The sequence below is a fragment of the Pseudoalteromonas sp. SR43-2 genome (assembly GCF_014163885.1).
GTDB lineage: Bacteria > Pseudomonadota > Gammaproteobacteria > Enterobacterales > Alteromonadaceae > Pseudoalteromonas > Pseudoalteromonas distincta.
Genome location: NZ_JACJED010000001.1, coordinates 288,329 through 311,834 on the forward strand (window position 1 = coordinate 288,329; position 23,506 = coordinate 311,834).

Here is a 23,506-nt window from a genome sequence, read left to right on the forward strand (position 1 = left end):
CACTACAGGGTTTGGAGAGATTTCATGGCATTATGGGGCGGACGTTTTTCTACGGGTCCAGATGAGGCGTTTAAGCAATTTAACGACTCTCTTCCCTTTGACTACCAGTTAGCAGAGCAAGATATTATTGGCTCTGTGGCATGGGCTGGTGCACTTGAACAGGTAAATGTACTTTCAAGTGATGAGCATACAAAATTAGTTGCTGCATTAAATGAGCTACTTGAAGAAGTTAAAGCTGATCCACAATCAGTTGCTACTTCAGGTGCAGAAGACATTCATTCACATGTTGAAGCTGCTCTAATTGAAAAAGTAGGTGATTTAGCTAAAAAATTACATACAGGCCGAAGCCGTAATGACCAAGTTGCCACCGATTTTAGACTATGGTGCCGTGATACAGCCGATCATTTACTAGATGCCATTGCACAGCTAAAAGGCGAGTTTGTAGCGCTTGCAGAGCGAGAGCTTGGCACAATATTACCTGGTTACACGCATTTACAGCGCGCACAACCAGTATTGTTTAGCCACTGGTGTATGGCGTATGTAGAAATGCTAGAGCGCGATGAAAGCCGCCTGCAAGATGCTAAAGCGCGTATGAATTTTTGCCCATTAGGCAGTGGTGCATTAGCAGGTACAGCTTATCCGATTGATCGCCAAGCATTAGCCCACGGATTAGGTTTTACAGCGGCTACAAAAAATAGCCTTGATGGCGTATCTGATCGTGACTTCGTGTTAGATCTTTTAAGTTGTGCGTCTATTTCGATGATTCACTTATCTCGTATGTCTGAAGATCTGATTTTTTATAATTCGGGTGAAGCCGGATTTATAGAGCTTGCTGATAACGTAACGTCAGGCTCATCGCTCATGCCTCAGAAAAAAAATCCTGATGCACTTGAGCTTATTCGCGGTAAAACCGGACGTGTATTTGGTGCATTTAGCGCTATGATGATGACATTAAAGGCACTGCCACTTGCATACAATAAAGATATGCAAGAAGACAAAGAAGGCCTGTTTGACGCCATGCCAACATGGCTTGCATGTATTCATATGGCGCAAGCATGTATTAAAGGCGTAAAAGTAAATGGTGATAAAACGTTAGCAGCGGCAAAAGGCGGCCACGCTAATGCCACCGAACTTGCTGATTACTTAGTTGCTAAAGGTGTGCCATTTAGAGAAGGGCATCACATTGTGGGTGTACTTGTACAGCTTGCGATTAGCGAAGGTAAAACGCTTGAGGAGCTATCACTTGAGCAGTACAAATCAGTAAACACTGTATTTGAAGACGATGTTTACCCAGTACTTGAAATTGATGCGTGTATAAAAGCGCGTCAAGCGCTTGGTGGGACGTCTATTGAGCAAGTAACTAATGCTGTTAAAGAAGCCAAAAAAAAACAGCAAATAACGGTACGTGATGCAAATTTAGATGATGTAGAGGCAATTGCAACACTTATACAGCATTGGGCAACGGTAGGCGAAAACCTACCTCGTGCAAAAAGCGATATGGTGCACTCTATTAACGAGTTTGCAGTTACTGAAATAAATGGAAAAGTGTCAGGTTGTGCATCGTTATACATTTACGATACCGGCCTTGCTGAAATACGCTCATTGGGTATAGACCCAAAAAGTAAAGTGACGGGGCAGGGTAGACAGCTTGTAGAGCACCTACTTACTAAAGCCAAAAAATTGGCACTTAACCGAGTTATTGTATTGACCCGTGTCCCCGATTTTTTTGAACAGCAACGTTTTACTTTTTGTAGCAAAGACTCTTTGCCTGAAAAAGTAATGAAAGATTGTGAACTTTGCCTTCGTAAAGAAAATTGTGACGAAGTAGCAATGGAATATATTTTGAAGCTAAGTACACGTGCGGAGATCCCGTGTAAATACGTAGCTTAAACTCCCTGGATACAAAAAACGTACGGTTATCCCTGTGCGTTTTTTTATATTTGCAGTAAACTGGTCGGAGTTGTTTGGTTTGATTATATTTTTTTGAGTGAGTTTTAATGCGTCAAAAAAAGTTGGCACATTGGTTGCTAAGTATAAGATAGATAGCAAAATAGCTATCACTGCTTAAAACAGGTAATGCATTTATCTACATAATAATGTGGTTAAAAGTTGCACCGAATATAATTAAAACTTTTACAAGGATCAATCACATGCAAGTTTCAGCTAATAGCCAATTACAAATGCAAGCATACAACAAAACACAACAATTAAAGCCTGCAATGGAACAAACTGCTAGCCCTAAAACCCTGCAATCTGATACAGTAAGCATCTCACAAGAAGCTATGGCTGCTGCGAGTACTGATTTACAGCGTGGTGGTGTGATACTTTATCCCCCAAATAAACCAAAATAATTAATGAAGGTAATGAATGTTTTTAACTGAGTTTTTTGGTTTCTTTTCGCTATCAGCTTTTGCCTCGTGGGGTTTTTTGATGGCATTTTTTTTTAATATTTTTGTTTTTTCATTAGATATAAAAAGAAATACAACCTTATTGCTCAGTTCTTTCATTATGATGTTTTCTTATTCTACATCAGACTATTTTTTCTCATGGTTATCAGTTGAAAGCTCACTTTATCTTGATTGGGCACTTTATGATTATGCTACGGTGGGTGCCTTATTATCAGTTTATTTACTATTAAAAAAAACAACTCCCTCATTTATGTATTTATTAATAGGCCTTATAGTTAATTCATTATTGAGTTTGTGTATGTACTTAGATATGTATGTTTACAATAACAGGGAACCTTGGTTCTTGTGGGATTTGTATACATTTTCAGTCAATATAATCGATCTTATAATGATTGTTATTTTGATTGTAGATAGAGACTTACTTGGTTTTCATAAATTAAAAAGCAAACTCCTTAATTACTTCAAGTCAAACGATACCCACAAAGTAACTTAGCTTAAATGTACGTTACTGAACCCCTAATGGTTTATGTACAAGCCTTCACTCAGTGGGGCTTTTTAATGGCCTTTCTGTATTGTTTGACCTCTACGATAAATAAAGAAAATAAGTCTCCTGTTTATTTATCTGCGCTTATGCTCTGCTCATATGTTTTTAGTGGTTATATAGACTTATTAGAAGGTTTATATTTAAACTCGATGCTCTACGATTTTGTTACTATTTTAGCTTTATTAATTTTAGAGTACTTTAAAGTACTTCACCGCTCTATGGCTTTTCACTTCATCATCTTTGCGTTAATAATAAATGCTGTGCTTACCTTAATATTACATTACGATCTATACGTCTTGTATAACTATGAGCCTTGGTGGTATTGGAGTGTTTATTCTGTTGGTGTAAATATGTTCGATGTTTTAATGATTCTGTCACTAGTATTCAACAAAAATCTCAAAAATAATGGATAATATTCTAGTTAATCCAGCAATTTCTTTTTACATAGGTGCATTTGTACAGTGGGGCTTTTTAATGGCTTTTTTGTACTCATTAGTTATAAGTATTAACAAACCTCGAAAAGAAGCTGTATGGTTATCATTTGTTATGTCAATTTCTTATTCCTCAAGCCTGTTTATAGATATACAACACATATCGTATCTTCAGCTCTTTTTGTTTGATATAACAACTATTTTCGCCATTATTATTTTAAGGTTGTTCATTATTGAAAATCTTATATCGATCTACTTGTTGTTAGGGTTGATTATAAACTCATCATTGTTTCTTGGTATGTATATAGATGTGTCAGTTTTTAAAAATTACGAACCTTGGTGGTTTTGGTTTTTTTATTCAATTGTTATTAATTTAGCCGACTTTATGATGCTAGCTATATTTTTTATAAACAAAGATTTTTTAGCTTTAGCTGCAATTAAAACATGGTTCCACAATAGTATTATGAAAAGGAATAATAGTGGTAGCTGACATACTTTGGGCACTGGTAGATTTAGGATATAACGTAGCAATACTATTTACATGGTTCTTCCTAATCGCATTTTTATATAACCTATCAGCGAGTATTAATAAAAATGATAAAAGTAGAGCGCATCTTTCATTTATAATGATGGTTTCATATATATCTAGTCTTTTTATGGATCCACTGATTGAAAATCCTCACCTAAATTACTTCTATTATGATCTTGCTACTATTAGCGCCCTGATACTTTGGCGATTTATATATAAAAAATTAGTACCAATTGCTTTTGACTATTTAATTGTAGGGCTTTTTATTAATGCATGTTTATTTTTAGGTATGCATTACGATATTGAAATTGCAGGTACTCTTTACTATTGGTGGTTTTGGACAGTTTATATTTTTGGAATGTATTTTGTCGACTTTACAATGGCATTGGTATTAATCATCAATAAGGATGTTTTAGGCTTAAACAAGCTTTTAAGGTGTGTTAGAGGGTTAAGTTTAGATCGCTGAGGCAGTAAAGCTCAACTTAAAAGAAGAGTGATTTTGTGCATTTTTTATGTTGCCGTTATATGTTAAGCGGTACAATAATGGTTTATATAGTGTTGGGGTGAGATGATTGAGCTACTTTTAAATACAAATATCTCTTTTTATATAGGTGCATTTGTACAGTGGGGCTTTTTGATGGCTTTTCTATATTCTTTAGTAAGCTCTATAAATAACGCAGATAAAAGCATTGTTTGGCTATCTTTCATCATGGCACTTTCTTACTCTTCTAGTATTTTTATTGATATGGACTCGATAACTTACTTCGATTTTTTCTTATTCGATAGTATTACTCTATTTGTTATTATTTTATCTGGTTTTTTTATAAAAATGAGCGGTGTATACATTTATTTATTATTTGGTTTAGGTATAAACACTTTATTATTTTTTGCAATGTATATAGATAATGATGTTATGCACCATTATGAATTTTGGTGGTTCTGGTGGGTGTACATAGTAGGTATAAATTTTACAGATTTGACCATGGTTTTAGTTTTCTTTATAGGTAAAGATGTTTTAAAACTTGCTTGGTTAGAAGGAAAGCTAAATAAAGTGTTTAATAAAAGGGCCTATTAGTAATGGATTTCAGTGCTAACAGGCCTTATTTATTATTAACTGGCACCACAGCCCAATTTAGTTTTTAGCGCTTTGACAATTACAGGGTCTACAAACTCGCTTACATCACCATTGTGACGTGCTACTTCTTTAACAAGCGTTGATGAAATAAATGAATTTCGCTCTGCGGGTGTTAAAAATACACTTTCTAAATCAGGATTCAGGCGGCGGTTCATGTTAGCTAATTGAAATTCATAGTCAAAATCAGATACCGCTCTAATACCACGAATAAGCACATTAGCATTGTGATCGCGCGCAAGGTCAGCCAATAAGCCAGAAAAACCAATGACCTTAACATTATCTAAGTGACTTAAAATAGAGTTTGCAAGTTCAACACGTTCTTCAAGGTTAAAACAGGGTTTTTTACTTGGGTTGTTCGCAACCGCAACTAATACAGTATCAAACATTTTAGCTGCACGTTGAATAAGATCTGTATGACCATTGGTTAGTGGATCAAAGGTGCCTGGATAAATTGCAATAACTTTCATAATGTTCACTATTTATGATTTTAGCGCTAGTTTAACAGTGTTTATGCCACAAAGCAGCCTAGCTAATAAAGCATATAAACACTTACTTTCTTTGAACAGGTCAGTCCAAGGTTTGAGTGTTTTAATGATTCATATTTGTTTATACTGTTTACCTCTTTTTAGTGTAATGTAGCCTATAGATAATTTGAGTATTAGCATATGAATACCAAGGATAAAATAATACACACCAGTATTTTGTTGTTTAACGAAAATGGTGAGCGTGCAATAACGACAAATCATATTGCATCAAACTTAGGGATGAGCCCGGGTAATCTTTATTATCATTTTAAAAATAAAGAAGACATTATCCGTCATATTTTTGCGCTGTATCGCGATCATTTAAATACTCACTTTAAACCTATTAATAAAGATGATGATGCATTTAATCATTTAACGGCTTATTTAGATTCGTTATTTGAATTGATGTGGCGTTACCATTTTTTTTACGACAATCTTGGCGATATACTCGCCAGAGACACTGAGCTAAAACAAGCTTACATTGATTTTCAGTTAGAGTTATTAGAGCAAGTTCGTAAAATTATTCTAGGTCTTCGCGATAGTGAAATGATTGCTATTGATGAGCAAGATGTCATTGATTTAGCCCATACACTAAAGTTAACTGTTAGCTTTTGGACGCCTTATATTAAGGCTCGTAGGCCAAGCGGTACCCTTGCTGAGCAAGATATATATCACGGTATTTTAAAAGTACTTACATTATTTAGAGCGTACAGTACCGATAAAAGTATTGATAAAATGAACCTATTACGCGAAAAATACACTGAATTAGCACAACAAGCCCCAACTGTTGTTTAGCCGTTGCCTTTTGGCTGTTTCCTAGACGCTGAATTTTTTGCTATAATCGCGCGCCAAATGCCTGGGAGCGCGAATTCCCGCAGTCTAAGAGTGAACTATGCTTAAATTTATCGTCAAACTACATCCTGAAATAGCCATCAAAAGCCGTTCGGTCCGTAAACGCTTTACTAAAGTGTTAGAAAATAACATTAAAATTGTATTGCGACGTCTTGACGAAAAAGTACAAGTAAGAAATAACTGGGATAATATTTCAGTTGTTACAAAGCTTGAAGATGCACAAGTTCGCCTTGATTTTATCGACAGCCTTAAACGCATACCTGGTATCGTTCAGTTTATTGAAGTAACCGAAACACAATTTGAAACTCTCGATGATATCTATCAAAAAACAATAGCGTTAGTGGGTCACACAATTGTGGGTAAAACTTTTTGTGTGCGTGCTAAGCGTATAGGCCAACACGACTTTACCTCGACTGATTTAGAGCGTTATGTTGGTGGTGGGCTAAATCAACATATTGAAGGCGCAAGCGTTAAGCTTAGCCGTCCAGAAGTAACAATACGATTAGAAGTAAAAGACGATAAAGCTTACATTGTTTCGCAAACGCATTTTGGTATGGCGGGCTTTCCACTACCAACGCAAGAAGACGTGCTTTCGCTTATGTCGGGTGGTTTTGACTCTGGCGTAGCAAGTTACCAAATGATTCGTAAAGGCGCACGTACGCACTTTTTATTCTTTAATCTAGGTGGCGCAGCACACGAGATTGGTGTTAAGCAAGCGAGCTATTTTTTATGGAAAAAATACAGCTCAACACATAAAGTGAAATTTATAACAGTTGATTTTGAACCTGTTGTTGCTGAAATTTTAGAAAACGTTGAAAACAGCCAAATGGGTGTTGTGCTTAAACGTATGATGATGCGAGCAGGAAGTGTAGTGGCTGAAAAGTTAAACATTCAGGCGCTTGTCACTGGTGAAAGTATTGGCCAAGTATCTAGTCAAACATTAGCGAACTTAAGCGTGATTGACCGCGTTACCGAAACACTTATTTTACGCCCGCTAATTCAAAATGATAAACAAGAAATTATTAACCTTGCTCGCCAAATTGGTACAGCTGAAATGGCTGAAACGATGCCTGAATATTGTGGTGTTATTTCTAAAAAGCCGACAGTTAAAGCTAAAATTGAAGTAATAGAAGCCGAAGAAGAAAAGTTCGATTTTGATGTGCTAGATACCGTAGTAAATAACGCGCGCATAATGGATGTACGCGATATTGACGTAGAAGCCAAGCAAGAGCTAAAAGAGGCTGAGTCGGTTGCTGATTTACCTGCAGGCTCTGTAGTAATTGATATTCGCTCACCAGAAGAAGAAGAAGCTGCACCGCTTGCAATCGATGGTGTTGAAGTGGTGCATTTGCCGTTCTTCCGTTTGGCTACTAAGTTTGGTGATTTACCAAAAGACACCGACTACTATTTATATTGTGACAGAGGCGTAATGAGCCAACTACAGGCACTTATGCTGCACGAACAGGGCTTCGAAACTGTAAAAGTTTATCGCCCGTAAAGTTAAAAGCTTATATAAGCGTGGTTTATACCACGCTTTTTTTTGCCTGAATTTTAACTAACAACTCATCGTTGTAAGGCGTTGGAATACTGTGAAGTTTACCTTGTTGGCTAATATAGCCACATATAGCTGATATTTCAGTTTCTCTATTGTGAGCTATATCTTGCTGCATTGATGAGTAATTATTTGCGGTTAACTCCATTATTTTATAAGCGGTATTGAGAGCTTTAATTAATGGGATATTAAGCCCTTGAGCCTTTGCAATATTGCATGCTTCAGTGAGTGCATTAAAAATTATTGTATTGTACTTAGGTGCACGTAATTCGCCATTTTTTACATTACTTAAAGCGCTTAATGGATTAATGGCAATATTGACGAGTAGCTTTTCAAAACGAAGCTGCTGAATGTTATTAGTAAACTTTAGATTGGGTATTACTTTAAAAATATCAGCTATTGGCGCGCTATTTTGAAGTGCAAGCTCATTACAGCCACCAATAACGCTTTGTCCTTCACCTGTGTGTTGCACAATATATTGGTTTGATTTAAAGCCAGCTATGCTTGTCGTTAAAAAGTAGAGTGCTTGATGGGTGTTTAGCTGGTTATTTATCTCATCAACGTTGCCCATTCCATTATGCGAAAGTACAACAGAGCAATGTGTCGGTAAAAATGGCTTTATTTGAGAAAACGCATCAAGCACTTGAAAAGCTTTAACGGTAAATAAAATTACATCAAATTCAGTTGCTTTATCTAACTGATTTAATGAAATAAATTTTGCGTTAATTTTTTTTGATGCACCCTTAGCTCTGCTGTAAAAGCGGGTGTTTGTTGGGTTTTTACGAGTTAAAACACTGATATTATGCGATGCGCTCAAAAAGTGGCTCAGCAACAAGCCAATAGCGCCATCGCCAACGATTAAAATATTAGCCATGTGGGTTCTTTTTTCGAGGTGTAAAAATTACTCTAAGTAAAAAGTAGCTTGCAGCACCTGCAAAATCAGCAAAAAAATCACCAAGTGATGCTTGCCTATAAGGAAGTGCGTCTTGCATTATTTCTATCGAGGCGCCATAGCCTGCTAATAAGAGTATTTGAGCATATAAAGGAAGCTTAAAAGCCTTATCCATTATTATGGCTAATATAAAAAAAATCCCAAAATGGGCGACTTTATCAACATGAGGGAATAAATTTACAACGCCACCTTTTATTTCTTTAGCAAATAAAAAGGTGAAAGCCACTATGCTGATTAAAAAAACTGCTTGATAAACACGCCTTGTCACGACAAATCCTAAAATCGCTTAAAAAAGAGGCGCAAGTATATCAAACTAATTTAGTATCGCACCTGAACAAGATGCAGAAAAATGTAAAGATTTATAATTTTAGCGTTATAATTGCCACATAAAATTAAGATTAAATAGTTAGGAGTATACTAATGCCTTCATTTGATATTGTATCTGAAGTAGAAATGAACGAAGCTAAAAATGCGGTTGATAACGCAAACCGTGAACTAGAGACTCGCTTTGATTTTAGAGGCGTTGATGCATCTATTGAGCTAAACGATAAAACAATTAAGCTTAAAGCAGAAGCTGACTCTCAAGTTATGCAGTTGTTCGATATTTTAGCGGGAAAAATTTCAAAGCGCGGTATGGATGTAGCTAGTTTAGAACTTCAAGATATTAGCCGTGCAGGAAAAAATGTATTTCGTAACGTTGGGTTAAAGCAAGGTATCGAAAAAGACATGGCCAAAAAAGTGGTTAAAGCCATTAAAGATTCAAAAGTTAAAGTACAAGCCGCTATTCAAGGCGAAGAAGTGCGTGTGACAGGTAAAAAGCGTGACGATCTTCAAGAAGCAATGCAGGTAGTTCGCAGTGCCGATTTAGGTCAGCCTTTTCAGTTTAAAAACTTTCGCGACTAATTTATAAACTGTTTTTAATAAAAGTGCTTTAATTTGTCTATATTTGCAGACAGATTAAAGCTACTTAATCTTTTTACAACTTTCCCACTTTATCCTCTCGTAGTTCTGCATGTGTTAATCCTCTTTTTGATATTTAAGCTATTATATTTAATTGAATATAATAAAAATTTCACTCTAGAAGGTATTAAAATGAGACCCCATCAATTATTTCTGTTATTTGTTTTGCTTATATTTACCAAGCCAAGCTTATCAAAGGCAGTTGATATTGATGTATTGGTCGAAGATGGCTACTTTCCGATTATTATTAACGCGCAAAAAAAGCAGGGCTTTGCTCCTGAGTTTATTAATATTTTAAACGACGCACAGGAGGAATTTAATTTTATACTTATTTCTTTACCTGTAAAAAGGCTTACTTTGTCTGTTGAAAAAAATAACTTCGACGTTTTATTTTTAATGGCAATGCAATGGCTGCCAAAAACAACGCAGAAAAACATTGAAAAAACTGAATTTTATACCATCACCAAAAACGAGCTTTATACACTCAAAGAGAATGCATCAGAACAAACTTATTTTGACAATCTGGACAAATTAACCAAAGTTGGGGTTTTAGGGTACTCGTATCAATTTGCAGGATTTAATACAAATGCCGAATACTTGAGAGAAGAGCACCAGGTAAGCCTAACAATTGATGAATTCAATGTAGTTAAAATGCTGCTATTAAGGCGCGCTGAAGTCGGGGTTTTAAACAGTATTGCTTATCAGTATTTTAAAAAGCAGAATATCTTAAATATGGATTTACTATTTAAGAGTGACGTACCAGATGCAGTGTATGAAACACATTTTTTGATTAACTCACAATCAAATAAAATATCAATTCACAAAATGGATGAAATATTAAATTTACCTACTACACAAATGCAACTTCAGAAGCTACTTGATAAGTACGGTATTCCTTCAAGCTATAATAATACAGCACTGAACTGAAATAGCTTTTAGCTATATAGACGTCCATTGACATTTGTAAACAAAATACTCACAATGACGGCATATTTTCAAGGTGCTTGCTAGCCACTTCATGTAATGATTTTTTTAGCAGGATAATCGGGAAGTTGGTGCGTTTTCATGATGACTACAAGCCCAACACTGCCCCCGCAACGGTAGAGTATTGCATGTTTTTATGTGCTTACTGAGTCCGGAGACCGGCCTTGATGCAATCTTACTTACTTAAATCTTTGCGGTGGGCAAAGGTAGGGGACATCATGTTAAACAAAACAACTCTAGGCGTTGCAATTTCTGCTGCGCTTTCATTTTCTGTGTCTGGTGCAGAGCAATCAATTGAAAAAATAACCGTTACAGCTAATAAGTTTGAGCAATCAATTAACGACGTTTTAGCGAGTGTAAATGTTATTGAACGTGCTGAAATAGAAGCTAGTAATGTACGCGATTTACCTACACTTTTAAGCACGCGAGTGGGTTTTCAGGTTAATCCAAATGGTGGTTTTGGTCAAAATACAGGTGTGTCACTTCGTGGTACGGGCTCTGGCGATACGTTGATTTTAATTGACGGTGTACGTACAGGCTCAGCAACACTAGGTCAAAAAGCATTAAATAATGTTCCTCTAAATAGTATTGAACGCATAGAAATTATTAAAGGCTCTCGCGCGGCTGTTTATGGCTCTGATGCACTCGCTGGTGTTATTAATATTATTACGCGTGAGTCAGATAACTTATCCCTAAGCGCTACATTTGGTTCTGACTCTTATCAAAATTATCAAGTTGCAGGCTCTGTAAAATCAGATGATATAACAACAGCATTTAACGCAGGCTTTGAAAAAACAGATAACTTTGATGTACTGCAAGGCGTAGCACCTGATGAAGATGGCTATGAAAATAAAAACCTTGGTTTTAAAGTTAACTACACCGATGCACATTACGGCGACTTTAAGTTATTAGGCCAATACAGTGAAGGCTATGCAGATTACGACAGTCGCTTTAGCCCTGCAGGCAGTACGATTGAACGAGATGATTTTAAAAACTATCAACTTTCTGCAGGTTGGAGTAAAAACTACACTAACCAAACGCATAGTATTGATTTAGCGCTTTCAACAGATGATTCAGACAATACATATGTCGATTTTTCAGTTGGGCCAACAACAAGTACATTTATAACTAAACGCACACAAATTGATTATAACGGCCAGTACCTGTTATCTAATGAACTTAACATTAGTGGTGGTGTTAATTGGTACAACGATGATGTGTCGCATAGTTCGCAACTATTTGTTGAAGACAGCCGCGATGTACTTGCTGTGTTTGTAGGTGCTTACTACGATGCAGATAAAGTACTGGCTAATTTAACTGTTCGCCAAGATGATGACGAGCAATTTGGCGATGAAACAACGTATACCGCCGCTGCAGGTTATCATTTATCTGAAGATGCAACATTTCGTATAAGCCAAAGTACTGGCTTTAAAGCTCCTACATTTAACGATTTATATTATCCACTTTATGGTAACCCTGATTTACAACCTGAAAAATCAGTAAACCGTGAGTTAGGTTTGAGTGTGGATTTTGATATCGCGCAAGTTGATATTGCAATATTTAGAAACAATATAGAAGATAAGATTGATTACGATGCAAACTTTGCATTGGCTAATATCGATGAAGCACGTTACGAAGGGGTTGAATTTAGCTTATCTCAGCAGTTTTTTGGTTTTGATAGCAACCTTAACTTTGCTTACTTAAGCGCTGAAGACGAAGAAACGGGCGCAGAGTTACGTAATGTTGCTAAACGTACTTTTAACTGGGAACTTGCAAAACAGTTTGGTGCTTTTGACGCAAGCTTAGACATGCAATACCGTAGCGACCGACAAGGTGCTGTGACGCGTTTAGGATCATACACGCTTTGGAACTTAGCGGGTAATTATCAAGTAAATGAACATATTGAAGTTTCGCTTCGTGTAGAAAACTTATTTGATAAAGAGTATAACGCTGTTGATTCAAACGTTGATTTTACAACGGGTGAAGTGTATTACTACAACACACCAGAGCGTCGCTTTTTTGCAGGCGCAAGCTACCAGTTTTAACGGTATTTATTAATATTAAAAAGCCCGACTTATGTCGGGCTTTTTAATGTGTAGCTAAGTTTAACTAATTAATTTAACTGCTCAAATTAGCTAGTCAGCTAAGAACTCTTTAAATACGGTTTCAAACTTATGTAATTTAGGTGCTATTAAAATACTACAGTAACCCTGCTGTGGGTTTTCGTTATAGTAATCTTGATGATAATGCTCTGCTGGATAATACGTAGTGGCAGGGCTGACTTCTGTCACAATTGGCTCAGCGACATGGCTTTGCAGTTGAGCTATCACTTCGTTGGTTTGCTTAAGTTGAGCTTCATCGTGATAGTAAACCACACTTCTATATTGTGTGCCTATATCGTTACCTTGGCGATTCAATTGTGTTGCATCATGCAGTGTGAAAAACATAGCTAAGAGTGTTTCAAAGCTAACTACAGTCGCGTCAAATTCAATTTTAACAACCTCAGCGTGACCGGTTGTGCCTGAGCATACAGAATCATATGTTGGGTTATTTGTTTCACCGCCGGTGTAGCCAGAGCTTACGGTTAGTACGCCATTTACACGTCTAAATGCAGCATCTATACACCAAAAACAGCCGCCACCAAATGTTGCTACTTGCGTTGTTGAGCTCATAAGTATTCCTAAAATGTATATGGGGTTTAAAGGCGAGCATAAATTGTATGCGCCGCAACAACAAGGTTACGGCGCAATTAAGAGGCTAGATCTCTTCGAAAGGTTTTTCAGCAGCTTGTTTGTCTAATTTTTGCTGTAAAAACTCAGGTGATTGAGTGTTACGTGCAAGTGCATAATATGCAGCAGGTACAACAAAAAGAGTTAGTAGGGTCGATACAATAACCCCAGTAAACACGACTACACCTATCACCATACGGCTTTCAGCGCCCGGACCTGAAGCAAGTACTAAAGGTACCGAACTCATAACCGTAGTCAGCGAGGTCATAATAATAGGGCGCAAACGCTGAGTTGCTGCTTGCAAAATAGCTTCACTAAATTCAACGCCTTTATCGCGCAGTTGGTTAGTAAATTCTACAATCAAAATACCGTTTTTAGCACTTAACCCAATGAGCATGACAATACCTATTTGGCTGTAAATATTTAAGGTAAGTCCTGTAGCCCAAAGTCCGAACATAGCGCCCATTAAACCAAGTGGTACGGTAAGCATAATGACGAACGGATGCATAAAGCTTTCAAACTGCGCTGCCAGTACTAAAAAGGTAACAGTGAGTGCAAGTATAAATACGTAGGTCATCGCTGATGCGCCTTCGTAATAAAGCTGCGACTCGCCTTTGTAATCTACGGCGCCATCTATATCGTTTTCTTGCGCGGCTACTTCGTTTAAAAAGTTAAGCGCTTGCTCAAGCGTATAACCGTCGGCTAAGTTGGCGCTTAATGTAATTGCGCGCATACGGTTGTATCGGTTTAAGCGCGATGCGGTTGCTTCTTCTTTTAAGCTGATAAGGCTATCAAGTGGGACTAGTTCACCGCTTCGTGATTTAAGATATATATTTGAAATGTCAGTAGGGTTAGTAAAGTCTTCTTTAGTCCCTTTTAAAATTACATCGTATTCTTCACCACGGTCAATAAAGGTTGTAACACGGCGCTGGCCAAGCATTGTTTCAAGTGTACGGCCTACATCAGATACAGAAACGCCTAAATCAGCGGCCTTGTTTTTATCTATGCTGACTAAAAACTGCGGGAAGGTTTCTTTATAATCATGATCGATTCTTACTAAACCTGGGTTTTGTTCAGCACGCTTAATTATACGGTCACGCCAATCGGCAAGTTGTGCATAATCATTACCTTGCAATACAAACTCAATAGGGCGAGATGAACCACCACCGCCAATACCACGGCGCATAATGGCAAATGCACGAACATCGGTAACTTCTTGCATTTTACCGCTTATTTCGTCCATTACTTCCCATGTTGAGCGTTTGCGCTTATCCCAATCGGCCATACCAACAATAGCAACACCGCCGCTGCCACCCCAGCCAGGTACTCGAACAAGTACGCGACTTAGCTCACCTGCTTGCGAGTAAGGCATTAAGCGTTCTTCAATTTTAGCCATATTAGCGGCGTTATTTTCGTAACTTGCGCCCTCAGGGCCGCTCATCATAATGAAGAACGTGCCACGGTCTTCTTTTGGCGTTAGCTCAGAGGGAACTTGTAAAAACAACGAGTAACTAACAAAGCCCGCTAATAATAAGCTCACCATTAAGCCCCATTTACGGGTTATGTTAGTGGAGAGCGAATTACGGTAACTTACTTCAATTTTAGTAAACTGGCGGTCCATCCATTGGCTAAATTTATTTGGTTTGTCTGATACTTTAAGTACTTTAGAACACAAGGCTGGTGCGAGAGTCAGCGCTGTAACACTTGAGAAAAATACGGCAGCACTCACCGCCATTGCAAACTCAGTAAATAATGCCCCTATACGGCCATCCATAAATACAAGTGGCACAAACACCGATATTAGTACAAGCGTGGTTGCGACAATGGCAAAACCAACTTCACGCGCACCTCTATATGCAGCTAGTAATGGCGGCTCACCTAGTTCAATACGACGGTGAATGTTTTCAAGCATTACAATGGCATCATCTACTACTAAACCAATAGCCAGTACTAAGGCAAGTAAAGTGAGTAAGTTGATTGAGTAACCCATTGCTAATAAAAACATAAAGCTACCAACAAGTGCGACCGGTACGGTAACCGCAGGAATAAGCGTTGCTCGTATATTGCCTAAAAACAAAAATATAACGAGTACGACTAAACCCATAGAGATGGCAAGTGTGCTGTAAACTTCACTAATTGATTCTTTAATAAATACAGACGAATCGTAGCTGTCTTGAATTGTTGTGCCTTCAGGTAGGTTACGTTTGATTTTTTCAAGTTCGCTGCGTGCGTTGTCTACTACGGTAAGCGTGTTTGCTTTAGCTTGTTTTACAATTCCTAGGCCAATCATGTTGCGCCCGTTACCACGAAATAAGCTTTCGTCATCGGCAGCTTCTAATTTTACGTCGGCAACTTCACCTAAACGCACTAAATAACCTTCTTCACCACGTTTAATAACAAGGTTTTTAAAATCGCGCTGATCTTTATAACTACGTGCAGTACGCACGGTAAAGTCGCGATCTATTGATTCTATTTCGCCGGCAGGTAATTCAACGTTTTCTGTACGCAGTGTATTTTCAATATCGCTTGAGGTAATACCGCGTGCAGCCATTGCTTGGCGGTTTAGCCAAATTTTCATGGCGTATTGGCGCTCACCACCAATACGCACGTTAGATACACCATCTACAACGGCTAAGCGGTCAACAATAAAACGCTGCGCATAATCAGAGAGCTGCAACGAGTCCATTGTTTCGCTGTTTAATACAAACCATGCAATAGGGCTTTCATCACTATTTGATTTTGACACTTCTGGTGGGCGTACCTGATCGGGTAAACTATCAAGTGCACGTGCTACACGTTCGCGTACATCGTTAGATGCAGCATCTATGTCGCGGTTAATATCAAACTCAATGGTAATATTTGAGCGCCCATTCCGGCTCGAAGAGTTAATACTTTTAATACCTTCAATACCGGAAATTCGATTTTCTATTATTTGCGTTATTTTGGTTTCTATAATTTCGGCAGAAGCACCTGTGTATTCAGTGCTGATATTTACTATTGGCGTTTCAATATCAGGGTACTCACGAAGTGGTAGCATAGTAAATGCAACCAGACCAAAAGTAAGAAGCAGCAAATTAATTACTATGGCAAAAACGGGGCGTTTAACGCTAGTATCAGTAATTTTCACGTATTACCCCTTTACGCTTACTTTACTACCAGAGCGAATTTTTATTAGCCCTTCAGTAACAATTTGCTCGCCATCATTTAAACCTTCATCGATAGCAACCCAGCCATTATTTCTGCCAGCAACATGCACTTCAACCTTATTGGCTACTCCGTCTTGAATTTGAAAAACAAAGTGTTTGTCTTGTAAAGGGATAACCGCTTTTTCTGGCACCATTAAAGCTTGGTTACTGCTTAGCTCAAGTGCTGTATTTAGTAGCATACCTGGGCGAAGTAATCCTGATTTATTAGCAAAACTTGCAGTTACTTCAACACTGCGTGTTACCGAATCAATACGCGAGCTAATATGCGTTACCTTGCCGTTAAATGTCTGCCCTGGGTAGGCATCGTTTTGGGTAAGTACTTTCATACCTATGTTTAATTGTGCTAAATATTTTTCAGGTACTTTAAAGTCAACTTTAATAATACTAATATCATCAAGTGTGGTGATTATTGTTGTGTTGCTTACGTAGGCGCCAACTGATATTTCACGCTTACCTAACAGGCCTGAAAATGGCGCGGTAATAGTCATTTCATTTAACTTTGTTTTAGCGCTTTCTAGTTGAGCTTCAGTGGCATCAACACGAGATAATTGTTCTTCAAGTAATGACTTTGCCGTTGATTGCGAGCGTGAAAGTTCGGTAAGGCGATCTAACTGGCGTTTTTCCTCACGTAAGTTAATACCGAGTTCTTTAACTGCGAGTTGCTCTTGTTGGCTTTGTAACTGTACTAATTTTTGTCCTTTACTGACTAAGTCGCCATCTTTAAAATATATATCTGTGACATAATCGTTTTGCGCACTTTTTATATAAATAGCTTGGTTTGCACGTGCACTACCGATGGCCTCTATCATCACTGCGTTTTCCTCAGAGGTAACAGTATGAGCCGTTACTTCGGTAGACATTTGTGATGAATCGGCTTGTTCGCCGTGGCTAGCGGGTAAATATAAATAAACGCTAAATATTAGAAGTAACGTAATAATAAATGGAAAAAGTGCTTTACCTGATTGTCTTGAGTACATTGATTTCATACCTGAAAATGAATTGTAAGTATTGTACGAAATAAGACCGTGAAAAGACGGTTATGTATCTCATAAATTTGTGCGTTAAGCGTAAAAGTAAATAAGATTTATTCATTGTTCCTATTTTGTTGAGGAAAAAGCGGTAATGTATGAAATTTAAAACTAGCTGTAACTTATGTATAACAACAAGAAAGGTCATAATTTGGGGCATTATTATGTTTGTTTTTTATATGGTGTTTTACCGATATGGATAAATCTGACAATGTCATTAAGTTTCGGGCACAGGGCGCGCGAAACGCAATTGAGGCGATTGTTGTAGGTGCTATAGGCTTAGTCTTTATTATGTTATTTAATTTACTGAGGCCGGGTGAAATTAGCATACTTGAAATATTTTTAGTGAGCTTGTGCCTTGTGGCTATTTTTATTGGATTTTTAAAATCTCAAGAACCATACCATAGCCTTATATTGAGCGAATCTGAGCTCGTTTATTGCCACAAGTACGGAGCTTGGTGTATGCCTCATAGTAACTTTCATCACAGTGGAATACCCAAAGTAGAAGATGGCTTTGACTATTTAGAATTAAATGCGGTTGGCGTTAGGGTAAATGATATAGACGACTTTTTATCAAGTATAGCGCCTAGAATTGCAGGGAAGTTATTAATAGAGCAGCGTAATTTATTTATGCAAGTTGTTCAAAAACATTGCAAAAATGGCAATTGCCCATCAGAATGGTTAATAGAAGATACACATTACACATCCCATAAAGGGATAAGCTATACTGGGCTTATAGCCATGTTTGCTAATAGAACTAAGCACCTTCAGCAGCTAACAGGTTACGATTTATTATTGCCTGCCAGCGTGTTAGATAGAGATATTTGGGCATTTAGTGCTAACTTAAATAAGTGGAAGCGCGAGCCTAGTCAGTTTATAGCGTCGCAGCTTAGTAATTAAGCTACGACTGTAGGAAAGAAAAATGAGTCAAGAGAGAGCCTTTTTAAAAAGTGGTCGAAACACCATAATACATAAAGATAAAAAGCATGATTTAGTGATTGTAAACTCTGAAATTCATCCTCGAATTAAAGTAACGCAACATGGTCTGGAGCCATTTAAAGAAGAATTACCTAAAAACCGCCGTGATGCAAAAGAGCGTTATTTAGAAATGGTTTATGTAAGTAGCGCTGATGTATTTGGCGAAGAAAAGCAGTTGCTGTTTATCCAAGCTCTAGACGGGCGTGAATACAAAATAGATTACAGTAAAATCGGTACGAAGTTGTTTGTACGTATTCATCAAGACACATATATGTAGTACTTTAATGGCATCTTTATTGCTAGTGATTACACTATAGTAATTATTTGACATAATAAGGTGCTGCGTATGAAAGCGTTTGCTTTAATCCCCCTCATTTCTTGTAGTTTACTGAGTGCGTGTGGAGGCGGTGGCGGTGATAGCGATAATACAGTTGTTGAAACGTCTGTTAATGCTGGAGCCGATTTACAAATTATCGAAAAATCTGAATTTACCATCACAGCACAAGGTTCCCCCGCTGATGGTACGTTTTCATGGCAACAAGTTAGTGGCCCAAGCATAGAAGGTTTCCCCCTTGAAGGCGCTGAGCAAACACTTACTGCACCTGACGTAAAAACTGATAGTGAAATAATATTAAGAGTGAGCTATCAAAGTACAGGTAGTAGCGCTGTTAGTGACGACATTTCTATTTCAGTGAGCTCTAATAACCAACTACCTCTTGCTGTTGTTACACAAACATCTCCTGAAACACTTCCCTCTGTATACAACGATACAGTGACTTTGAGTGCCCTAGAGTCGAGCGATCCTGATGATAATGGCCAAATTGATAGTTATTTGTGGCAATTGCTATCGGGTCCTGATTTAGATATTGAGAGTTTTAATGAATCAACTCTTAGTTTTTCTCATCCATTACTTGAAAGTAACGTGAATTTATCTTGGCAGCTAACTGTCACTGATGATGAAGGTGGCGAGGCGAGCACTCAATATTCAATGACACTCAACAAAACAAATGAGTTAGTAGATGCAAATGCAGGCGCTGATCAAAATGTCGAAGAGTTTGAGCAAGTAACGCTTGATGCTACAAATAGCGAAACAGTTACCGATACCTATAAGTGTGAATGGCAACAACTTACCGGTAATAGCGAAACATTAAGCAATAGCGACCAATGTACAACGACATTTTTTGCCTCAGATGTTGATACTGAGTCTACATTGAGCTTTGAAGTCACGGTAACCGACTCAAAAGGACGCACAGATACAGACTCCTTATTTGTTGATGTATCACCCAAAGCACTTGGATTCATCAACGATAGTGGTGTCGGTGAGTGTTATAACAATACTCAACGTATTAATTGTGAGAGTGATGACTTTCCAGCGCAAGATGCAGAGCTTGGGCGCGATAGCTATGCAAACCGCTTAGATAAAGTTGGCAAAGGTAATTTAGCGTTTGATTACACTAAACTTAATCAGTTTGCTGATGAAGTTGGTGATGATAGTAGTGACTTTACCTGTATACGCGATAATGTTACTGGGCTTGTATGGGAGGTGAAAAGTGTGGCATCTGGCACGGTACCAAATACTTCGTTACGTGATGGTCAAAATCATTACTTTTGGGATGTAGGGAATACGACTTTTACCGATACCAGTACAGCCAATTCAACGTGTCCGGACAATACAAGTTGTGGAGTACAAAGTTATATAAACGAAGTTAATGATTTAGATTTTTGTGGTGGTACAAACTGGCGATTACCTACTTATACAGAGCTTTTGGACTTAATTGATTACGGTAAACAAGGGCAAAGTATATTAATTGATGAGGCATTTTTTCCTAATATGCCAAGTGAAAGTGCATTAAGCCATTTACGTTACTGGACCTCTCAAACAGCAGCTGATGGTACCAGTTTATCTCAAGCGTATATCATTGATATGAGTGATGGTAACGACCTTGCTTATCCAAAAGAAAATACTGCTTATGTACGTTTAGTTAGAAGTCGTTAGGAGAAAATAATGAAATTTAAATTACTCTATGCACTAGCAACTATAAGTTTGAGCTTTAATATTGCAGCGGCGCAAACGTGCTACGACGGTGCAGATACCACAACACCGACAGATAGATTTACTATAAATACAGATGGCACAGTGTCTGATAGTGAAACAGGCCTTATGTGGCAACGCTGTAGTTATGGACAAACTTATAATACAGAGACACAACTTTGTGAAGGTTCAACACCTTCTCTTACTTGGCAAGAGGCACTACGCGGTGCTAAAAATGATACAACCGCAGATTACGATGATTGGCAAGTGCCTAACATTAAAGAATTGGCGAGTATTTTAGAGCACAGTTGCACAGAGCCGAGTATTAATGAAGACGTATTTTTGGGCACTAAGCTTCAAAACTATTGGTCAAATACATCGGGTGTAAGCACAATGAGCTCAGCGTGGGTTTATCAATTTGATAGTGGGTTGAATAGCTTACATGCTAAAACCAGTAATGTGTATTTACGATTAGTGCGCTACGAAGAGTAAAATGCATACTAAGATTAGACAGACAAAAGTGCAGCCTTAAAACAGCTGCACTTTTTTGTTTTACATAAATTTACGTTATTTCAATAATAAAGCGCTTACAACGTTGTCACTCAGCGCATTTTTTTGCCATTATAGGCCGTGATTTAATTACGAAGGAACATCACGGTGTATTTAAGCTATTTTGGCCTGAACGAAAAACCTTTTTCGATTTCGCCCAACCCTCATTACTTATTTTTAAGTGAACGACATAAAGAAGCCTTAGCACACCTTACCTATGGATTAGGTGAAGACGGTGGTTTTGTATTATTAACAGGTGAAGTAGGTACAGGTAAAACTACAATTACCCGCAGTATGTTGGAGCAGCTTCCTGAAAACACTCAAGTAGCGATGATCCATAACCCAGCGCTTTCAGAGCTGGAGTTATTAGCCAGTATTTGTGATGAGCTCAATATTAGTTACGATGTTCATAATGCGACGCTTAAAAGTCTTACCGATATTATAAAAAAGCATTTAGAGACTAATAATAAATCGGGCGGGCACACTATACTTATTATTGACGAAGCACAATTACTTGCCCCTAACGTGCTTGAGCAATTACGTTTGCTGACAAATATAGAAACCGATCATAAAAAATTATTACAAATAGTATTGGTTGGTCAACCTGAGCTGCAAGATCTTTTGAAGCGCAACGAATTAAGGCAACTTGCCCAGAGGATAACGGCTCGTTACCATTTATTACCACTTACGCAAGGCCAAACAGTCGCTTACATAAAGCATCGGTTACATATTGCAGGGTGTGATAAAGGAATCTTTTCGATGGATGCCATGCAAGCTGTTCATCAATTAACTGGCGGTGTGCCACGATTAATGAACTTGGTCTGTGAGCGTGCTTTAGTTGGGACTTTTGCAAAGCAGCAGTTGATAGTTGATAGCGATATAATAAAAAAATCAGCCCATGAGTCATTACCCATGGATTTTGTAGCACCGGTTAACGAAGCTAACAAAGCAACGTCATTTGTACCCTATAGCCTTGCATTCGCTGCTTTATTTGCCGTAGGCATTGGGCTTTCATTTATTTTATAGTTAGGTAAGTTATGTCTTATTTATTAGATGCGCTAAAGCAGTCGCAGCAATCAGATATGAGTGCTGAACAGTACGACTTACAATCTGAGCAGTTAAAGCAACAGCAAGCACTTAAGCGTTATAGACGATTAGCATTAGTATTTGGTACAAGCTTAGCTGCCTTTATTGCGGTAGCGGGTGGCTTTACCGCCGGAAAGTGGTTTCAAAGTACGACTTTATTAAACGCAGCGGAACCCGCTGTAATTAAGGTGGTGGAAAGCGAAAAATCATCGCCTAACAAAGACGTTAAAGAGGAAGATGCTGAAGCTGAAAAACAGCAAGTAGCTAAGTTGGAGCCTGCTAAAGTAGCTCCAACAAATACTGCAACGATTGAAGGGCAACTTGTGCATGTGCAAACCCCCAATGGTGTACAGCAAATGTTATTAACCCCAAATGGTCAGTATATTCCTATGCCGTCGAGCCAGGTCACGAGCGCAGCAGGTTATAATCAGCAAAACATGCAACAAGTAATGCCTGTTCAAAATTATAATCAGCCAGCGTTTAACCCACAAAGTAATTACAATCCAAATAATGCACAAAACACTTCGGTATTTGGGCAAAATCAAAATACCGCATCGGCTCAACTTGATATGAGTAAATATAAAGTATTGGGTAAGCCAATTAATGGCAGCACCCAATCTCAACAGACGAGTGACCCTGAGCTTGATGCTGTGCCTACAACTCTTAAAAATGCATTTGCGCAAGCTATACAAGATGTCGAAAAAAACCAAGATTATGAAGTTACTCAAGCGTCAAAAACGTCATCACGTGTTGAGCCTGTTGAGTTATTACCTGATGGTTTGCAATCAATGTTACCAAGTATTAAATATCAAGCGCATATATATTCATCGAGTGCTGATAAACGTTGGATCAAGCTAAATGGCCGAGAATTACACGAAGGAGAAAGCATAGGAGCTCTAACAGTCACAGAAATTACACCTGAGCAAAGTGTGCTAGATTTTGATGGTTATGAGTTTAGCTTAAAAGCTTTGCAAGACTGGCCGCAGTAAGCGCTTAGTTATCACGTTGAGAGCTCGGTAGAATATTG

The 23,506-nt window shown here is 38.0% G+C and carries 22 protein-coding genes and 1 riboswitch; of the genes, 16 read left to right on the plus strand and 6 right to left on the minus strand.

Translation table 11 applies throughout. The annotated features are described in order from the left end of the window. Window positions 1–24: 24 nt before the first annotated feature. From argH to H5120_RS01410, 5 genes are all read left to right on the plus strand, one after another. Window positions 25–1,890, plus strand: coding sequence for an argininosuccinate lyase (gene argH, locus H5120_RS01390; protein WP_002958762.1), 1,866 nt, complete (start codon window positions 25–27; stop codon window positions 1,888–1,890). Window positions 1,891–2,150: 260 nt separating this feature from the next. Beyond that, on the plus strand, window positions 2,151–2,351 hold the full coding sequence (locus H5120_RS01395; protein WP_024596070.1) for a hypothetical protein: 201 nt from the start codon (window positions 2,151–2,153) through the stop codon (window positions 2,349–2,351). Window positions 2,352–2,367: 16 nt separating this feature from the next. Next, window positions 2,368–2,901, plus strand: coding sequence for a hypothetical protein (locus tag H5120_RS01400; protein ID WP_024596069.1), 534 nt, complete (start codon window positions 2,368–2,370; stop codon window positions 2,899–2,901). A gap of 961 nt (window positions 2,902–3,862) precedes the next feature. Then, window positions 3,863–4,378: a hypothetical protein gene (locus tag H5120_RS01405; RefSeq protein WP_138488651.1), complete on the plus strand. Its 516-nt coding sequence runs from the start codon at window positions 3,863–3,865 to the stop codon at window positions 4,376–4,378. A gap of 102 nt (window positions 4,379–4,480) precedes the next feature. Continuing rightward, window positions 4,481–4,987 carry a hypothetical protein gene (locus tag H5120_RS01410; RefSeq protein WP_182673349.1) on the plus strand — a complete coding sequence of 169 codons (507 nt, stop codon included), beginning with the start codon at window positions 4,481–4,483 and terminating at the stop codon, window positions 4,985–4,987. Window positions 4,988–5,022: 35 nt separating this feature from the next. Here H5120_RS01410 and coaD read toward each other — a convergent pair whose 3' ends face one another. Further along, window positions 5,023–5,514 carry a pantetheine-phosphate adenylyltransferase gene (gene coaD, locus H5120_RS01415; RefSeq protein WP_024595945.1) on the minus strand — a complete coding sequence of 164 codons (492 nt, stop codon included), beginning with the start codon at window positions 5,512–5,514 and terminating at the stop codon, window positions 5,023–5,025. A 198-nt stretch (window positions 5,515–5,712) separates the two neighbouring features. On the opposite strand from coaD, the gene H5120_RS01420 reads away from it, so the two are divergent. Beyond that, window positions 5,713–6,366 (plus strand): TetR/AcrR family transcriptional regulator, encoded by a 654-nt coding sequence (locus tag H5120_RS01420; RefSeq protein ID WP_002958757.1) that lies wholly within the window; start codon window positions 5,713–5,715, stop codon window positions 6,364–6,366. Window positions 6,367–6,463: 97 nt separating this feature from the next. Further along, the gene (gene thiI / locus H5120_RS01425; RefSeq protein ID WP_149602230.1) at window positions 6,464–7,921 is read left to right on the plus strand and encodes a tRNA uracil 4-sulfurtransferase ThiI; all 1,458 of its coding nucleotides are present in this window, start codon (window positions 6,464–6,466) and stop codon (window positions 7,919–7,921) included. Window positions 7,922–7,946: 25 nt separating this feature from the next. Here thiI and H5120_RS01430 read toward each other — a convergent pair whose 3' ends face one another. Both H5120_RS01430 and H5120_RS01435 read right to left on the minus strand, forming a co-directional pair. Next, a complete protein-coding gene (locus H5120_RS01430) occupies window positions 7,947–8,849 on the minus strand; it encodes a ketopantoate reductase family protein (protein WP_182673350.1) in 903 nt (300 codons plus the stop codon). After that, the gene (locus H5120_RS01435; RefSeq protein WP_002958754.1) at window positions 8,842–9,195 is read right to left on the minus strand and encodes a VanZ family protein; all 354 of its coding nucleotides are present in this window, start codon (window positions 9,193–9,195) and stop codon (window positions 8,842–8,844) included. The genes H5120_RS01430 and H5120_RS01435 overlap by 8 nt, the downstream gene beginning before the upstream one ends. A 152-nt stretch (window positions 9,196–9,347) precedes the next feature. On the opposite strand from H5120_RS01435, the gene H5120_RS01440 reads away from it, so the two are divergent. The 3 genes from H5120_RS01440 (at window position 9,348) to H5120_RS01450 (ending at window position 12,916) form a co-directional block, all read left to right on the plus strand. Continuing rightward, complete coding sequence (locus H5120_RS01440; protein ID WP_002958753.1) at window positions 9,348–9,830, plus strand: YajQ family cyclic di-GMP-binding protein; 483 nt, start codon at window positions 9,348–9,350, stop codon at window positions 9,828–9,830. Between the two features lie 33 nt (window positions 9,831–9,863). Continuing rightward, a complete protein-coding gene (locus tag H5120_RS01445) occupies window positions 9,864–10,814 on the plus strand; it encodes an ABC transporter substrate-binding protein (RefSeq protein WP_182673351.1) in 951 nt (316 codons plus the stop codon). 54 nt (window positions 10,815–10,868) lie between these two features. Next, a riboswitch (cobalamin riboswitch) is annotated at window positions 10,869–11,053 on the plus strand. 36 nt (window positions 11,054–11,089) lie between these two features. Then, window positions 11,090–12,916 carry a TonB-dependent receptor domain-containing protein gene (locus H5120_RS01450; protein WP_182673352.1) on the plus strand — a complete coding sequence of 609 codons (1,827 nt, stop codon included), beginning with the start codon at window positions 11,090–11,092 and terminating at the stop codon, window positions 12,914–12,916. Window positions 12,917–13,006: 90 nt separating this feature from the next. On the opposite strand, the gene msrA is transcribed toward H5120_RS01450, so the two are convergent. The 3 genes from msrA to H5120_RS01465 form a co-directional block, all read right to left on the minus strand. After that, window positions 13,007–13,543 (minus strand): peptide-methionine (S)-S-oxide reductase MsrA, encoded by a 537-nt coding sequence (msrA, locus tag H5120_RS01455; RefSeq protein WP_002958750.1) that lies wholly within the window; start codon window positions 13,541–13,543, stop codon window positions 13,007–13,009. 85 nt (window positions 13,544–13,628) lie between these two features. After that, window positions 13,629–16,727, minus strand: a complete 3,099-nt coding sequence (locus tag H5120_RS01460) for an efflux RND transporter permease subunit (protein ID WP_024603401.1) — start codon at window positions 16,725–16,727, stop codon at window positions 13,629–13,631. Between the two features lie 3 nt (window positions 16,728–16,730). Beyond that, complete coding sequence (locus H5120_RS01465) at window positions 16,731–17,783, minus strand: efflux RND transporter periplasmic adaptor subunit (RefSeq protein ID WP_182673353.1); 1,053 nt, start codon at window positions 17,781–17,783, stop codon at window positions 16,731–16,733. 246 nt (window positions 17,784–18,029) lie between these two features. Between H5120_RS01465 and H5120_RS01470 the strand changes: the two genes are divergently transcribed. The 6 genes from H5120_RS01470 to H5120_RS01495 all read left to right on the plus strand — a co-directional run bounded on the left by H5120_RS01470 (window position 18,030) and on the right by H5120_RS01495 (window position 23,468). Further along, complete coding sequence (locus H5120_RS01470; RefSeq protein ID WP_182673354.1) at window positions 18,030–18,734, plus strand: DUF2982 domain-containing protein; 705 nt, start codon at window positions 18,030–18,032, stop codon at window positions 18,732–18,734. Between the two features lie 22 nt (window positions 18,735–18,756). After that, window positions 18,757–19,089: a hypothetical protein gene (locus H5120_RS01475; RefSeq protein ID WP_024596875.1), complete on the plus strand. Its 333-nt coding sequence runs from the start codon at window positions 18,757–18,759 to the stop codon at window positions 19,087–19,089. 69 nt (window positions 19,090–19,158) lie between these two features. Next, entirely contained in the window at window positions 19,159–20,808 is a 1,650-nt protein-coding gene (locus H5120_RS01480; protein WP_182673355.1) for a DUF1566 domain-containing protein, read from the plus strand. A 9-nt stretch (window positions 20,809–20,817) separates the two neighbouring features. Further along, on the plus strand, window positions 20,818–21,336 hold the full coding sequence (locus H5120_RS01485) for a DUF1566 domain-containing protein (protein WP_182673356.1): 519 nt from the start codon (window positions 20,818–20,820) through the stop codon (window positions 21,334–21,336). A gap of 165 nt (window positions 21,337–21,501) precedes the next feature. Then, complete coding sequence (locus H5120_RS01490) at window positions 21,502–22,419, plus strand: ExeA family protein (protein WP_165744853.1); 918 nt, start codon at window positions 21,502–21,504, stop codon at window positions 22,417–22,419. Between the two features lie 11 nt (window positions 22,420–22,430). Continuing rightward, window positions 22,431–23,468 (plus strand): general secretion pathway protein GspB, encoded by a 1,038-nt coding sequence (locus H5120_RS01495; RefSeq protein ID WP_182673357.1) that lies wholly within the window; start codon window positions 22,431–22,433, stop codon window positions 23,466–23,468. Window positions 23,469–23,506: the final 38 nt, after the last annotated feature.